Origin of the sequence: Pseudomonas sp. MF4836, from assembly GCF_002018875.1 — a bacterium.
Classification (GTDB): domain Bacteria; phylum Pseudomonadota; class Gammaproteobacteria; order Pseudomonadales; family Pseudomonadaceae; genus Aquipseudomonas.
Genome location: NZ_MVOL01000003.1, coordinates 315,057 through 329,542, shown reverse-complemented (window position 1 = coordinate 329,542; position 14,486 = coordinate 315,057). Strand labels below are relative to the sequence as shown.

The 14,486-nt window shown below is 61.3% G+C and carries 14 protein-coding genes; 7 read left to right on the top strand and 7 right to left on the bottom strand.

Annotated elements, in window-relative coordinates:
- Positions 1–41: 41 nt before the first annotated feature.
- Positions 42–1,169, top strand: a complete 1,128-nt coding sequence (locus MF4836_RS08270; protein WP_078469930.1) for an NAD(P)/FAD-dependent oxidoreductase — start codon at positions 42–44, stop codon at positions 1,167–1,169.
- Between the two features lie 89 nt (positions 1,170–1,258).
- The gene (locus MF4836_RS08265; RefSeq protein WP_078469929.1) at positions 1,259–1,885 is read left to right on the top strand and encodes a helix-turn-helix transcriptional regulator; all 627 of its coding nucleotides are present in this window, start codon (positions 1,259–1,261) and stop codon (positions 1,883–1,885) included.
- A 48-nt stretch (positions 1,886–1,933) separates the two neighbouring features.
- Here MF4836_RS08265 and MF4836_RS08260 read toward each other — a convergent pair whose 3' ends face one another.
- The 4 genes from MF4836_RS08260 to moaC form a co-directional block, all read right to left on the bottom strand.
- Positions 1,934–2,710, bottom strand: a complete 777-nt coding sequence (locus tag MF4836_RS08260) for an ABC transporter substrate-binding protein (RefSeq protein ID WP_020298410.1) — start codon at positions 2,708–2,710, stop codon at positions 1,934–1,936.
- Between the two features lie 235 nt (positions 2,711–2,945).
- Positions 2,946–3,398 carry a molybdopterin synthase catalytic subunit MoaE gene (gene moaE, locus MF4836_RS08255; protein WP_078469928.1) on the bottom strand — a complete coding sequence of 151 codons (453 nt, stop codon included), beginning with the start codon at positions 3,396–3,398 and terminating at the stop codon, positions 2,946–2,948.
- 1 nt (position 3,399) lies between these two features.
- Complete coding sequence (moaD, locus tag MF4836_RS08250; RefSeq protein ID WP_078469927.1) at positions 3,400–3,642, bottom strand: molybdopterin converting factor subunit 1; 243 nt, start codon at positions 3,640–3,642, stop codon at positions 3,400–3,402.
- Positions 3,639–4,112, bottom strand: coding sequence for a cyclic pyranopterin monophosphate synthase MoaC (moaC, locus tag MF4836_RS08245; protein ID WP_078469926.1), 474 nt, complete (start codon positions 4,110–4,112; stop codon positions 3,639–3,641). The genes moaD and moaC overlap by 4 nt, the downstream gene beginning before the upstream one ends.
- A 194-nt stretch (positions 4,113–4,306) precedes the next feature.
- Between moaC and MF4836_RS08240 the strand changes: the two genes are divergently transcribed.
- Positions 4,307–4,753, top strand: a complete 447-nt coding sequence (locus MF4836_RS08240) for a DMT family transporter (protein WP_078469925.1) — start codon at positions 4,307–4,309, stop codon at positions 4,751–4,753.
- Here MF4836_RS08240 and MF4836_RS08235 read toward each other — a convergent pair.
- The 3 genes from MF4836_RS08235 to MF4836_RS08225 form a co-directional block, all read right to left on the bottom strand.
- Positions 4,750–5,670, bottom strand: coding sequence for a LysR substrate-binding domain-containing protein (locus tag MF4836_RS08235; protein ID WP_078469924.1), 921 nt, complete (start codon positions 5,668–5,670; stop codon positions 4,750–4,752). The genes MF4836_RS08240 and MF4836_RS08235 overlap by 4 nt on opposite strands.
- A 142-nt stretch (positions 5,671–5,812) precedes the next feature.
- The gene (locus tag MF4836_RS08230; protein WP_078469923.1) at positions 5,813–7,207 is read right to left on the bottom strand and encodes a PhoH family protein; all 1,395 of its coding nucleotides are present in this window, start codon (positions 7,205–7,207) and stop codon (positions 5,813–5,815) included.
- A 349-nt stretch (positions 7,208–7,556) separates the two neighbouring features.
- Positions 7,557–8,681, bottom strand: coding sequence for a polysaccharide deacetylase family protein (locus MF4836_RS08225; protein ID WP_078469922.1), 1,125 nt, complete (start codon positions 8,679–8,681; stop codon positions 7,557–7,559).
- A gap of 187 nt (positions 8,682–8,868) precedes the next feature.
- On the opposite strand from MF4836_RS08225, the gene yaaA reads away from it, so the two are divergent.
- The 4 genes from yaaA (at position 8,869) to MF4836_RS08200 (ending at position 14,485) form a co-directional block, all read left to right on the top strand.
- Positions 8,869–9,648: a peroxide stress protein YaaA gene (gene yaaA, locus MF4836_RS08220; RefSeq protein WP_078469921.1), complete on the top strand. Its 780-nt coding sequence runs from the start codon at positions 8,869–8,871 to the stop codon at positions 9,646–9,648.
- An 811-nt stretch (positions 9,649–10,459) separates the two neighbouring features.
- On the top strand, positions 10,460–11,704 hold the full coding sequence (locus MF4836_RS08215) for a nucleotide sugar dehydrogenase (protein WP_078469920.1): 1,245 nt from the start codon (positions 10,460–10,462) through the stop codon (positions 11,702–11,704).
- Between the two features lie 94 nt (positions 11,705–11,798).
- Entirely contained in the window at positions 11,799–13,280 is a 1,482-nt protein-coding gene (gene alg8 / locus MF4836_RS08210; protein WP_102047900.1) for a mannuronan synthase, read from the top strand.
- Positions 13,281–13,315: 35 nt separating this feature from the next.
- The gene (locus MF4836_RS08200; protein ID WP_078469918.1) at positions 13,316–14,485 is read left to right on the top strand and encodes an alginate biosynthesis protein Alg44; all 1,170 of its coding nucleotides are present in this window, start codon (positions 13,316–13,318) and stop codon (positions 14,483–14,485) included.
- Position 14,486 lies beyond the last annotated feature (1 nt).

Sequence of the window (14,486 nt, the reverse complement as noted above, 5' to 3'; positions counted from 1 at the left end):
GCGCGGCACCCGGCCCTACCCAGACTTTTCCGGAGACACCCATGCCTCAGGCAGACTTCATCATCATTGGCGGCGGCATCGCCGGGGCATCCACCGGCTACTGGCTGTCAGGCCATGGCCGGGTCGTGGTGCTCGAGCGCGAGTCGCACCCGGCCTACCACTCCACCGGGCGCTCGGCGGCCCTGTATACCGCGGCCTATGGCACCGCCCAGGTACGGGCCCTGACCCTGGCCAGCCGTGCGTTCTTCGACGCGCCGCCCGCCGGCTTCTGCGAACACCCGCTGCTGACGCCGCGCGGGGAGATGACCGTGGACTTCAACGGCGACCCGCAAGAGTTGAACAATCAGTACCTGAGCGCCAAGGCCTCGGTGCCGGAGATGCAACTGCTCAGCGCCGACCAGGCCTGCGCCCGCCTGCCGATCCTGCGTCGGGAAAAAGTCCACGGCGCGCTGTATGACCCCAGCGCCAGCGATATCGACACCGACGCCCTGCACCAGGGCTATCTGCGCGGTATTCGGCGCAACCAGGGCGAGCTGCATATCGACTGCGAAGTGCTGTCCCTGGCGCGTGACGACCAGGGACTGTGGCACGTGACGACCGCCAACCAGACCTTCAGCGCGCCCATCATCATCAACGCCGCCGGCGCCTGGGCCGACCAGATCGGCGCCATGGCCGGCGCCCGGCGCCTGGGGCTGCAACCCAAGCGCCGCGCAGCCTTTATCTTCGCCGCACCCGAAGGCCTGGATATCCACCATTGGCCGATGCTGGTGAGCCTGGATGAGTCGTTCTACATGAAGCCCGATGCCGGGATGTTCCTCGGCTCGCCGGCCAACGCCGACCCGGTCGAACCCCATGACGTGCAGCCCGAAGAACTCGATATCGCCATGGGCATCTACCAGATCGAAGAAGCCACCACCTTGAGCATCCGCCGCCCGACCCGCACCTGGGCCGGCTTGCGCAGTTTCGTCAGTGACGGTGACCTGCTCTCGGGGTTCGACCCAAAGGTTCCGGGGCTGTTCTGGGTCGCCGGCCAGGGCGGTTACGGCATCCAGACCTCACCGGCCATGGGCCAGGCCAGCGCCGCACTGGTACGTGGCCTGCCCCTGCCCGAACCACTGACCCGCTTTGGCCTGGAGGCCGCCATGCTCTCCCCTGCACGCCTGGGCTGAAGCCCGGCTCAGGTGACGCGCCCCTGGGATTGCGGCAAACTCCCAGCGCCCTGGATGCCAGGGCGCTGACACCGCCTGGAGTACGACCCATGACCACACCTGTGCAGGACCCTGCCCTGGACAACTTCCGGGCGATCGCCGATGCCATCGCCACGCTGTTTTTCCCCCATGCCGAGGTAGTGATCCACGACCTGCGCACGCAAAAGATCGACTACATCGCCAACAACATTTCCAAGCGTGAAGTGGGCGACGACGCCGCGCTGGAGGACATGCTCAGCGAGGAGGTCAGCGAACGTAATATTGGGCCGTACGAAAAACTCAATTGGGATGGTCAGAAGATTCGCAGCCTGAGCAGTGTGCTGCGCGACAGCCAGGGCCATCCGTTGGCCGTGCTGTGCATCAACCTGAATATTTCCCTGTTTGAAAACGCCAAGGCGGCGCTGGACCTGTTTCTCTCGCCGAACAAACTGATCCCGCAGCCCGACTCGCTGTTTCGCGATGACTGGCAGGAACGGATCAACACCTTCCTCCACAACTGGCTGCGCGAACGCCAGCTGGGGCTGAACCTGCTGACCCGCGAGCACAAGCGGGAGCTGGTGCTGGCGTTGCACGCCGAGGGCGCCTTCAAGGGCAAAAGCGCCTCCAACTACGTGGCCAACGTGCTGAGCATGGGCCGCGCCACGGTGTACAAGCACCTGAAGGAATTGAAGGGCTGAACCTGTGTCACCCGGGCTCCGCTCAAGAAGCCCGGGTGACGTCGCCGATCAATCGCCGTAGATGTCCGACTTGAAGTACTTGGCCTGGATCTTCTGGTATTCGCCGTTGGCGCGGATACCGTCGATGGCCTTGTTCAGCTCGCCAACCAGCTCAGTGTTGCCCTTGCGCACCGCGATCCCGGCGCCTTCGCCGACGTATTTCGGGTCCTTGAGCTCGGGGCCGACAAAGGCATAACCCGCGCCGCGCGGCATCGCCAGGAAATCGCTCAAGGGGATGGTGTCGGCAAACACCGCGTCCAGGCGACCGGACGCCAGGTCCATGTAGATCTCTTCATTGTTGCTGTAGCGCATGACCTTGATGCCCTTGGGCTCGAACACCTCGGTGGCGTAGCGGTCGGTGGTGGTGGCCCGCTGCACGCCAACGGTCTTGCCCTTGAGGCTGGCGTACTGGTCATCCACCACTGCGCCCTGCTTCATCACCAGGCGCGAGGACGTGAAGTAGTACTTGTGGGTGAAATCCACCGACTTCTTGCGCTCTTCAGTGATGGTCATGGACGACAGCGCGAAGTCGATTTTCTTCACTTTCAGCGAGGGAATCAGGCCGTCGAACTCACCCTCGATCCACTCGCACTTGACCTGCATCTGCGCGCACAGCGCATTGCCGATGTCGTAGTCGAAGCCTTCGATCTTGCCTTCGGAGGTCTTGAAAGCGAACGGTGGGTAGGCGGCTTCGATGCCGATGCGCAGGGTTTTGTCGGCGGCGAACAGACTGCTGCACGCCAGCAAGCTCAGCACCAGGCCACTGATAAGGGGGAGTTTCTTCATGATCGTTCTCTCGCGGGGTTGTTGTAGGTTTGGCAAGACAGAAGAAAAGAGCAACGCAGGGGGAACCGCTTTTTTGTACTTATAATTCCATACTGGACTTTTATGTATTTATCGTCAATGGAGCGCGCGCAGTTGCGTCGCGCCATCAAGCGCAGGGAACGTTCAGCAAGCGAGGAATGACGCAGGCGCCGGCAAGCCGGCGCCACGGGGGAAGGGATTAACGCTTATCTGAGGATCAGGGCTTCCAGCGATCCGCCGCCGCGTGATCGCTGTCGCGCCCTTGCACCCAGCGCGGCCCGTCGCGGGTGTTTTCTTTCTTCCAGAACGGCGCGCGGGTTTTCAGGTAGTCCATGACAAACGCGCAGGCCTCGAACGCCGCCTGGCGATGGGCACTGGCGACGCCGACGAACACGATCGGCTCGCCAGGCAACAACTCGCCGATGCGGTGCAGCACCTCCAGCTTGAGTAGCGGCCAACGCTGCTCGGCTTCAGCGACAATTTTGGCCAGAGCCTTTTCGGTCATGCCCGGGTAATGCTCGAGAAACATCCCCGCCACTTCCAGGCCGTCATTGAAGTCGCGCACATAGCCGATAAAGCTGACCACCGCGCCGACGCCGACGTTGGCGGCATGCAGCGCATTGACCTCAGCGCCCGGGTCAAAGGCGGCGGACTGCACGCGAATCGCCATCTCAGCCCCCGGTCACGGTTGGAAAGAATGCCACTTCGTCGCCATCGCTGAGGGGCTCGTCAAGCTGGCACAGCTCCTCGTTGCGCGCACACATCAGGTTTTGCTCGGCCAGGACCTCGGCGCCATGACGCTCCACCAGCAAGCGCCGCACCTCCTCCACCGTGGCGAACTCACCCTCCAGCAGCAAGCCATCCATCCCCAGCGCTTCGCGGTAACGGGCGAAAAACTTCACGTTCAGCTTCATGGCGTTGGCGCCTGATAATGGCCGCTCTTGCCGCCGATTTTTTCCAGCAGGCGCACGCTTTCGATGGTCATGCCTCGGTCTACGGCCTTGCACATGTCGTAGATCGTCAAGGCGGCGATGCTGGCGGCGGTCAGGGCTTCCATCTCGACCCCGGTCTGCCCGGCAAGCTTGCAGCGGGCGACGATGTGCACGGTGTCGTCGCCTTCGGCGGTGAGCTCGACCTTGACGCTGGTGAGCATCAACGGATGACACAGCGGGATCAGATCACTGGTTTTCTTCGCCGCCTGGATCCCGGCGATTCGGGCCACGGCAAACACATCCCCCTTGGGGTGGCCGCCGCTGACGATCATGTCCAGGGTTTGCGGGAGCATGCGCACCCGCGCTTCGGCCACGGCTTCACGGGAGGTCACGGCTTTTTCGGTGACGTCGACCATATTGGCGCGACCTTGGGAATCGAGATGAGTCAGCACAGCCTTACTCCTGATCAGGAGCGGCGATTGTAAACCCCTGGGTCAATTTTTCGCACGCGCCTTAGCGCCCTTTCCCAAGCAAGCGTCTGGCCCGCCCAAGGGCCATCAGCCTGGGGAATGCACGGCATCAGAACAACGAATTGGCCGGGGTCGGCGAATCACCGTACAAGGTCGAAAACACAGGAGTTCATTGCATGACATTGCTCGTTCCAATCCTTCTCAGCCTGCTTGCCGGGTTCGCCGTCCCCCTCCAGGCCGGGACCAACGCCCGACTGGGGGCGCTGCTGGGCCACCCCCTGTGGGCCACCGGGGTTTCGCTGCTGGTCAGTCTGCTGGCGCTGATGGTCGTGTTGCTGGTGATCAAAGTTCCCAAGCCCAACCTCAGCGCCTTGTCAGGCGCCCCCTGGTGGATCTGGATGGGCGGGATCGCCGGCGTGCTCTACATCACCATCGCCCTACTGATGGCCCCACGCCTGGGGGCACTGAACTTCATCATGGCGGTGATCATCGGCCAGTTGGTGATCTCGCTGATCATCGACTATTTCGGCCTGGTGGGCTTGCCGCGCAAGGACATCAGCCTGCAAAAGCTGGTCGGGGTACTGGTGGTAGTCGGCGGTTTTGTCGTCACCACCCGCGGTTAAACCCTGGGGGCGGCCGCCACCTCGCTGACCTGCCGACGCAACCAGGCATGGGCCGGATCATCGCTGAAGCGCTGATGCCAGATGTGCACAAAAGGGAATGGCGCAATCGCCAGGGGGGGCGGCAGGCACAGCAGCAGCGGGTCATTTGCGGCTTGATCCAGGGTGCGGGTGGCGACCGTCAGGATCAGGTCAGTGCCCAGGATCATCTGCGGCGCGATCCGCCAGTGGGGCACGCTGACCACCACGCGTCGCTGCAACCCACGGGCGCGCAACTGGCTGTCGACTTCACCGTTGAGGCTGGCATCTATCGACACCTGCAAATGGGGCCGGGCCAGGTACTCGGGCAGATCCAGCACGCCGCTGGCGGGCAACGTTTGCCGGTCCACCAGGCAGGAAAATGTTTCCTCGAACAGCACCTGCATGGCGATATCCGGCCCCAGGCTGGGAAATACCCCCAGGGCCAAGTCGATCTTGCCCCGGCTCACTTGTTCGAACATCTCGTGGCGGCTGCCCTGGGTCACGTTGAGGCTGATATTCGGCGCCTCGCGACGCAGGCGCACCAGCAAACCCGGGAGGATGAGCGCCGCCCCGTAGTCGGACATCGCCAGCTCAAAGGTGCGCTCGGAGCTGGCCGGATCGAAGTCCAGGGTCTTGCCAAGCAGGGTCTCGACCTGGCGCAGGATCTCCTTGAGCGGCGCCCGCAGGTTCTGCGCCAGCACGCTGAGCACCACCTCATTGCCGTCGCGGATCAGCAGCGGATCGTCCAGCAGGGTGCGCAGCTTGCCCAGGGAGTGGCTGATGGCCGGCTGGCTCAGGTGCAGGCGCTCGCCGGTGCGGGTCACGTGTTTCTCCGTGAGCAGGGCGTCGAGCACCACCAGCAGGTTCAAGTCGATGTTACGCAGTAACTGGGTGCTCATCCTGGCCTCATCTGGGCGGGCGCACGCCATGGCCGGGGCCAGGGCACGGGTCTGAATCGGCGCCCAGAATACCCGGTTGCCCGGCGCGCGATGCAAACAAAACGGGCGACCCAAGGGCCGCCCGCATTCACAACTGCATGGGTTACAGGTGGGTTTCGGCGTATTCCGCGAGAATCGAGCGTGGCACCCCTTGCAGGGTGATGTGCACGCCGTTCGGGAAGTCCTTGAAGCGTTCGGTGAGGTAGGTCAGCCCGGAGCTGGTCGCGGACAGGTAAGGGGTGTCGATCTGCGCCAGGTTGCCCAGGCACACCACTTTGGAACCGGCGCCGGCACGGGTGATGATGGTTTTCATCTGGTGCGGGGTCAGGTTCTGGCACTCATCGATCAGGATCAGGCTTTGCTGGAAGCTGCGACCCCGGATGTAGTTCAGGGATTTGAACTGCAACGGCACCTTGCTCAGGATGTAGTCGACGCTGCCATGGGTGTTTTCGTCATCCATGTGCAGGGCTTCGAGGTTGTCGGTGATGGCGCCGAGCCAAGGCTCCATTTTTTCCGCTTCGGTGCCGGGCAGGAAGCCGATCTCCTGGTCCAGACCCTGCACGCTGCGGGTAGCGATGATCCGCCGATAACGCTTGCTGACCATGGTCTGCTCAATGGCGGCAGCCAGGGCCAGGATGGTTTTACCGGAACCGGCGGCCCCCGACAGGTTGACCAGGTGGATGTCCGGGTCGAGCAAGGCATACAGCGCCAGGCCCTGGTAGATGTCACGCGGTTTCAGGCCCCAGGCTTCCTGGTGCAGCAGGGGCTCCTGATGCAGGTCGAGGATCAGCAAGGTGTCAGCGCGGATTTCCTTGATCCAGCCGACAAACCCTTGTTCGTCGATGATGAATTCGTTGATGTGCACCGCCGGCAGGTTGTCGATGAGCTGCACCTGGTGCCAGGTACGGCCATGGTCCTGACGGGTTTCCACTTTGCTCACGCGGTCCCAGAACGAGCCGGTCATGTTGTGGAAACCGTTGGGCAGCAGGGACACGTCGTCGACCAGTTGGTCGGTGCTGTAGTCCTCGGCCGCAATTCCGCAGGCGCGCGCCTTGAGGCGCATGTTGATGTCTTTGGTCACCAGCACCACGCGCAGGTCCTTTTCGCGCGCGTGCAGGTCGATCAACTGGTTGATGATGATGTTGTCGTTGAGGTTTTCCGGCAGCAGGCTGTTGGGCTCCGAGCGCTTGGTCATCAGGATCGACAACAGGCCTTTGGGGCCGCTCTTGCCACGCTGGATAGGCACGCCCAGTTCGACATCTTCCGGTGTCGCTTCGCCCAGGGTCTTGTCGATCAGGCGAATCGCCTGCCGACATTCCGCGGCAACGCTGTGATGGCCGCTCTTGAGCTTGTCGAGTTCCTCCAGAACGATCATCGGTATGGCGACGTGGTGCTCTTCGAAGTTCAACAGCGCGTTTGGATCGTGAATCAATACATTGGTATCGAGTACATAAAGGATTGGCTGGTTGGAAGAAGGGCTGCGTCCGTGATCATCCATACTCGGTCACCTTATGTGGGAGCCAGTCGACGCAATACCATGACGGTGCTGCGCCTCGAAAGGACCACCGAGTTCGTCCGTGGGGGCTCGGGCGACATGAACACAAAAGGAGTCTTGGAAGACGCCACCTGTGTTGCAGGTTTCGGCGGTCTGACTTTGGTAATACTCCAAAACCTGTGACAGGAAAAAGCACTTTGACGTTTTTTTGAAGTTTATTTTTCAGGGTGACGAATAGCCCTTGGCGCGCTGCCCGTCCACCGTTAAAGTCGGAAGTCCGCCTGCAACCATTTCTCGTCAAAAAACGCCCCTATCCAGCCAAAAACCCAGCATTTGCGGGCTTTTCCGGCTTTCAGCGAAAGGCATCCTGGCAGTCTTCCCAGCCAATCCCGCTTTGCGCGGTTTGTGTCAGCAACCAGGGCATAGCGGCCTTGACCGTGTCCTGTTTGGCGTTGAAAGCGATCACTCCGCGCCGCCATAACAACATCAGGGTCAGGACCCGCTGGCCGCTCTCTTCAGCCTTGAGCTTGCCCGGACCGTCCTGGGCGTCGATATCCCACAACGCCACCTGCAACCCCTGGGCATTGAAGAAGGCCTGGGCGTCGGCGCGGCGCTGACCATAGGGTGGGCGGAACAGGGGCACATAGTTTTCCGGCAGCTTGTTGCGCACCAGCTCGGCGCTGCGCTGGACCGAGTACTGCCAGTCCTGCCAGTGGCTGTGGGAGCGGTACTCCCAGCCCTGCACGCCGACACACTGCCGCGAGTACAACGACTGCAGGCTGGCCACCGAGGCCTGGTTCAGGCGGTTCTGAATATCGCTGCCAAGGACGAAGAAGGTGCCGTTGAGGTTCGACTTGCGCAGGTAGTCGGTCAACCACGGGGTGTTGTCGGGGGCCAGGTTGGCGGCGCTGTCGAACGTCAGCAGAAACAGGCGGTCGTTGAGTTCGTCGCCATTGCGCTCGTAGTCGCCAAAGCGGGCGACCTCGCTGCTGGTCTGCGGGAACAGCGCAGCCTTGCGCAACAGCTCGTCCAGGTATTGCTCATGAAACGCCCGGCTCGGCTCGGCCCAGCGGATATAGAAGGAATCGTCCCCCAGGTGAAACTTGCCGGCCTGCTCGCGCAGGCTGTCCATGTCTTCCACCAGGAAGCAAAAAGACGCGTCCTGGTCGCAGCTCTGCTGGGCATAGTTGTAATTGCTCAGCAGGCGCTGCCAGAGGCGCTGACGCAACGCATCGATCGCCTCCCTATTAATGATGCGCAGACCCAGGCGCTGCTTGAGCGAGGCCTCGTCCCAGGCTTCGCTGACCAGCAGGGTGCGGGCAAAGGTCAGGATCTCGGCGCGCGAGGCGACGTCGAACAGGGTCGGGCTGTTGAGCTTCTCCGGCCAGGTGCTGCGATCCAGGGTCGCCACGTCATTGGCCGCCGCCAGGGCGCCAAAGCTCATGAGCCAGGCCGAAAAAACAAATGCGATACGCAAAACAAACGCCTCCAGAACAAAACCCGCGCCGCACTATAGCCGATCCTCCCCTGTGGCGAGGGCACTTGCTCCCGCGCCAACCGCCACAACGCCCAGCACCCCCACCTTGCGTCACCTATCGCCTTCATAGGTGGAGTCCGGGCGCCCAAGCCCCTAGAATCCCCCGACGCTTACAGGAGACGACTTCATGCTGATGGTGATTTCACCCGCCAAGACCCTCGATTTCGAGACCCCACCGGTTACCCAGCGCTTTACCCAGCCGCAATACCTGGACCATTCCCAGGAGCTGATCGAGCAATTGCGCGAACTGAGCCCGGCCCAGATCAGCGAACTGATGCATGTCTCCGACAAGATCGGCGGCCTCAATGCCGCGCGTTTCGGCAGCTGGAACCCGGCCTTCACCCCAGCCAACGCCAAACAGGCGCTGCTGGCCTTCAAGGGTGACGTGTATACCGGCCTGGATGCCCAGACCCTCAGCGAAGCGCAGTTCGACTACGCCCAGCAGCATCTGCGCATGCTTTCCGGCCTATACGGTCTGCTGCGCCCCCTGGACCTGATGCAGCCTTACCGGCTGGAGATGGGCACCAAACTGGCCAATGCCCGTGGCAAGGACCTGTACGCCTTCTGGGGCACACGCATCAGCGAATGGCTGAATGAAGCCCTGGCCGAGCAAGGGGATGACCTGCTGCTCAACCTGGCGTCCAACGAGTACTTTTCGGCGGTGAAACGCAGTGCACTGAATGCACGCATCATCAACACCGAGTTCAAGGACCTGAAGAACGGCCAGTACAAAATCATCAGCTTCTATGCCAAGAAAGCCCGCGGCATGATGAGCCGTTTTGTGATCGAAGAGCGCATCAACGACCCGGCCGCCCTCAAGCAATTCGATGTGCAGGGTTATCGCTACAGCGCCGAACAGTCAAAACCGGAAAATCTGGTGTTCCTGCGCGACCACGCCCCGGAATAAAGCACGTCTCGACGCGCTGTTGTCCTACAATCAGCGCGCCAACTTTACATCCTTCCCATACTCCCCCGATCTTTTCGCGTCATTTAGTTGACGCGAATAGCCTTTGTTCTGAATTTATAACTTTTCTTTCACTCGACAGATGTGACTTTTTTCAGTAGTGGCACTTGTTTTTTTTAACGGTAGTGGCACAAAAGTATCCCCGCCTTGCAACTCCCCATAACTAAAGGTTCAAACCGCACGTGCCATCAATATGAGAGCAGTGCCATCTTTGTCCGTATTTCAAGAAATTTCAGAAAACAGGATGAGTGGGTCGGAACTATGTCCTTAACCACCGCTCATACCACCGGTAACGATTCTCATCGTCGCTGTAAGAGATGACTTACACGCAGGCAACTAACACCAGGCAAGTTAGCTTCAAAGTTTGACCGTACAGTCTAAAACTTGAACTAACCCTTTAAGGACAGGAGATAACGCATCATTACTATCCCCTACAAGGCCAAGGCATAGCCCCTATTCAGCGCTTCCGAAAGCGCCGCCAACGCACGCCCGTCATGGCTTCCAGCCATTGCCACAGGGTCTGCAGCGAAGCTCGGAAAGGCCCTCCCACGGACGGCCGGCTACATTCAAGGGCAAGCCCTTACAACAAGGCCAAGTTGCGCACAACTTGAGTGCATTTATTTAGTCACTCGGAAATTAGTCTGCCCGCCACGGCATTACAGCGCCTGTTCGCTGCACTTCCGAGTGCGTAACTACAGCTGGCAAACATTAACTCCAGCCATTTAATGGCATGAATAACACAGAGGTAAATGCGATGCGCATCAGCATATTTGGTTTGGGTTACGTCGGTGCAGTGTGTGCCGGTTGCCTGTCTGCACGGGGCCATGACGTGATTGGCGTCGATGTTGCCAAAGACAAGATCGACATGATCAACGCCGGTAAATCGCCGATCGTTGAACCGGGCCTGGGCGAACTTCTGGCCAAGGGCATCGAGACCGGTCGCCTGCGTGGCACCACCAACTTCGCCGAAGCGATTCGCGATACCGACCTGTCGATGATCTGCGTCGGCACGCCGAGCAAGAAGAACGGCGACCTGGAGCTGAACTACATCGAAGCCGTGTGCCGCGAGATCGGTTTTGTCCTGCGTGACAAGACCACCCGCCACACCATCGTGGTTCGCAGCACCGTATTGCCGGGCACCGTCGCCAATGTGGTGATCCCGATCCTCGAAGACTGCTCGGGCAAGAAAGCCGGCGTCGACTTCGGCGTTGCGGTCAACCCCGAGTTCCTGCGTGAAAGCACCGCGATCAAGGATTACGACCTGCCACCGATGACTGTCATCGGCGAGTTCGACACCGCTTCCGGTGACGTCCTGCAATCGCTGTACGAAGAGCTCGACGCGCCGATCATCCGCAAGGACATCGCGGTGGCCGAGATGATCAAGTACACCTGCAATGTCTGGCACGCGACCAAGGTCACCTTCGCCAACGAGATTGGCAACATCGCCAAGGCGGTCGGCGTCGACGGCCGTGAAGTGATGGACGTGGTCTGCCAGGACAAGACCCTCAACCTGTCCCAGTACGGCTCTCTGGACGTGGAAGCGCCGCTGCTCAACTCGCTGATGCGCAGCAACGAATCCCAGGTGCAGAACGCCTTCGACATCGTCGAAAGCCACGACAAGCGCAAAGTCGCGCTGCTGGGCCTGAGCTTCAAGTCCGGCACCGACGATCTGCGAGAAAGCCCGCTGGTGGAGCTGGCGGAAATGCTGATCGGCAAGGGCTACGACCTGAGCATCTACGACAGCAACGTCGAGTACGCCCGGGTCCACGGGGCGAACAAGGACTACATCGAATCGAAGATCCCCCACGTCTCGTCCCTGCTCAACTCGGACTTCGACTCGGTGATCGACAACTCCGACGTGATCATCCTCGGTAACCGCGACGAGAAGTTCCGCGCCCTGGCCGAAACCGCCCCCCACGGCAAACAGGTGATCGACCTGGTCGGCTTCATGTCCAAGGCCACCAGCGTCAGTGGCCGTACCGAAGGCATTTGCTGGTAAAGCAGCGGCAAGCTTCAAGCTACAAGCCGTAAGCAAGGGCTCCGCGCTTGGAGCTTGCGGCTTGGAGCTTGCAACTGATTTTAGGATGCTGATTATGCAATGGCTCAAGCACAGCCTGTTACAAGCCGCCGGTTGGCTGTTCTACCTCAGTTTGTTGATGGGTCTCGCCCTGGCGTTGCCCGCCTCGACCTTTGACGCCGAGTCGAAGGATTTCATCTTCCTGATTGGCGCCGTAGGCATCTGGCGCTATTCGATGGGGGCCACGCACTTTCTGCGCGGCATGCTGTTCCTGTACGTGGTCTACCCGCACTTGCGGCGCAAAGTGCGCAAGCTGGGCAAGGCCGCCGATCCATCCCATGTGTTTTTGATGGTCACCAGCTTTCGCATCGATGCCCTGACCACCGCCCAGGTCTACAGCTCGGTGATCCGTGAAGCCATCGAATGCGGCTTCCCCACCACCGTGGTCTGCTCCCTCGTGGAAATGTCCGACGAGCTGCTGGTGAAAAGCCTGTGGGCCAAGATGAACCCGCCGGAGCGCGTCAAGCTCGACTTCGTACGCATCGCCGGCACCGGCAAGCGTGACGGCCTGGCGTTCGGCTTCCGCGCCATCTCCCGCCACCTGCCGGACGACCGCGCCGTGGTGGCCGTGATCGATGGCGACACCGTGCTGGCCGAAGGCGTGGTACGCAAGACCGTGCCCTGGTTCCAGCTGTTCGGCAATGTCGGCGGCCTGACCACCAACGAGTTCTGCGAAGTACGTGGCGGCTACATCATGAGCGAGTGGCACAAGCTGCGCTTCGCCCAGCGTCACATCAACATGTGCTCCATGGCCCTGTCCAAGCGCGTGCTGACCATGACCGGGCGCATGTCGGTATTCCGCGCCACGGTGGTCACCGACCCGGACTTCATCGCCGACGTCGAAAGCGACTCGCTGCAACACTGGCGCCTGGGCCGCTTCAAGTTCCTCACCGGCGACGACAAGTCCAGCTGGTTCAGCCTGATGCGCCTGGGCTACGACACCTTCTACGTGCCGGATGCCGCGATCAACACCGTCGAGCACCCGCCGGAAAAGAGCTTTATCAAGGCCAGCCGCAAACTGATGTTCCGCTGGTACGGCAATAACCTGCGGCAGAACTCCCGGGCCCTGGGCCTGGGGATGAAACGCCTGGGGCTGTTCACCAGCGTGGTGCTGTTCGACCAGCGCGTGTCGATGTGGACCTCCCTGCTCGGCCTGACCGTGGCGATCATCGCCAGCTTCAAATACGGCTTTGCCTTCATCCTCGCGTACCTGCTGTGGATCGGCATCACCCGCCTGATTCTGACCCTGCTGCTGTCCTGCTCCAGGCACCGGATCGGCCCCGCTTACCCGTTGATTCTCTATTACAACCAGATCGTCGGTGCGCTGGTGAAGATCTACGTGTTCTTCCGCCTCGACCAACAGTCCTGGACCCGCCAGGACACCAAACTGACCCGTGATCTCGCCAGCTTTCAACGTTGGTTCAACACCTGGTCGTCTCGGACCATGACCTTCTCTGCCGGCAGCGTGTTCGTCGCCGTGTTGCTGCTGATGGTCTGACCTGCCTTGCCTGAATTAACTAGGAAATAGCCCTTATGAACACCGCCGTGAACGTCAACGTAGTGCATGAATCCGAAGCCCAACGCCAACATGCCCGGGTCAAGATCCCGGCCAAGCTGCGCTTTTTCGGGACCGACCGTACGCCCCTGGAAGTACGGGTCCACGACCTGTCCGCGGGCGGCCTGAGCTTCAACGCCGGGCAGCAGGTGCTCACCGTCGGCGAGGTGCATAAAGGCCGTCTGCAATTCGTCATCGACAACCTCGGCCTGGCCATGGACGTCGAGTTGCAGATCCGCTCCCACGACCGCCAGACCGGCCGCGTCGGCTGCCAGTTCCAGAACCTGGAGCAGCAAGACATTTCGACCCTGCGTCACCTGATCACCTCCCACCTGTCCGGCGATATCGTGACCATGGGCGACGTGCTCGCCACCCTGCAACGCGACAACTTCACCAAGGCGCGCAAGGTCAAGGACGGCGGCCACGGCATGACCGCCTTCGGCCGCCTGCGTGCCGTGACCTTCAGCGCCGGGATCTTCATCGTCGGCCTGGCCGCCTTCGGCTTCATCCTCAAGTCGGTGTACGGCATGTACTTCGTCAGCCACGCCCAGGCCGGCCTGGTCAACGTTCCGGGGATGAACGTGACCATGCCTCGCGACGGTACCGTGCAAAGCCTGGTGCAGGCCGACGGCGTCGCTGCCAAAGGCGCACCGCTGGCCACCTTCAGCACCAGCATGCTCGACGTGCTCAAGGGCCACCTGGACGAAGATCAGCTGCAACCGGCCAAGGTCGAAGAGCTATTCGGCAAGCAGATGACCGGCACCCTGACGTCGCCCTGCGACTGCACCGTGGCCCAGCAGATGGTCGCCGACGGCCAGTACGCCAGCAAAGGCGACGTGATCTTCCAATTGGTGCCGCGCAACAGCCAGGCCAATGTCGAGGCACGCTTCTCCTATCGCCAGTTCGCCGACGTCCGCCCGGGCACCCCGGTGAGCTTCCAGATCGCCGGCGAAGACAGCACCCGCACCGGCAAGATCGTCAGCAGCACCAGCCTCAACAGCGCCGACCTGTCGTCCGATATCCGGGTCCAGATCAAACCCGATGCCCCGCTGAGCAGCACCTTCGCCGGGCGTCCGGTGGAAGTCAGCAGCGATCGCGGTCCTTCCATGAACTGGCTGATCGATAAAGCCATGGCTGCGGGTCTGTAAC

Bases quoted from the DNA above. Each gene is read 5' to 3' on its own strand.
- moaD (WP_078469927.1), bottom strand. From the start codon at position 3,642: ATGAAGCTGAACGTGAAGTTTTTCGCCCGTTACCGCGAAGCGCTGGGG.
- MF4836_RS08270 (WP_078469930.1), top strand. From the start codon at position 42: ATGCCTCAGGCAGACTTCATCATCATTGGCGGCGGCATCGCCGGGGCA.
- MF4836_RS08200 (WP_078469918.1), top strand. From the start codon at position 13,316: ATGAACACCGCCGTGAACGTCAACGTAGTGCATGAATCCGAAGCCCAA.
- MF4836_RS08235 (WP_078469924.1), bottom strand. From the start codon at position 5,670: ATGAGCACCCAGTTACTGCGTAACATCGACTTGAACCTGCTGGTGGTG.
- MF4836_RS08260 (WP_020298410.1), bottom strand. From the start codon at position 2,710: ATGAAGAAACTCCCCCTTATCAGTGGCCTGGTGCTGAGCTTGCTGGCG.
- moaE (WP_078469928.1), bottom strand. From the start codon at position 3,398: ATGGCGATTCGCGTGCAGTCCGCCGCCTTTGACCCGGGCGCTGAGGTC.
- MF4836_RS08265 (WP_078469929.1), top strand. From the start codon at position 1,259: ATGACCACACCTGTGCAGGACCCTGCCCTGGACAACTTCCGGGCGATC.
- MF4836_RS08215 (WP_078469920.1), top strand. From the start codon at position 10,460: ATGCGCATCAGCATATTTGGTTTGGGTTACGTCGGTGCAGTGTGTGCC.
- MF4836_RS08240 (WP_078469925.1), top strand. From the start codon at position 4,307: ATGACATTGCTCGTTCCAATCCTTCTCAGCCTGCTTGCCGGGTTCGCC.
- alg8 (WP_102047900.1), top strand. From the start codon at position 11,799: ATGCAATGGCTCAAGCACAGCCTGTTACAAGCCGCCGGTTGGCTGTTC.
- yaaA (WP_078469921.1), top strand. From the start codon at position 8,869: ATGCTGATGGTGATTTCACCCGCCAAGACCCTCGATTTCGAGACCCCA.
- MF4836_RS08230 (WP_078469923.1), bottom strand. From the start codon at position 7,207: ATGGATGATCACGGACGCAGCCCTTCTTCCAACCAGCCAATCCTTTAT.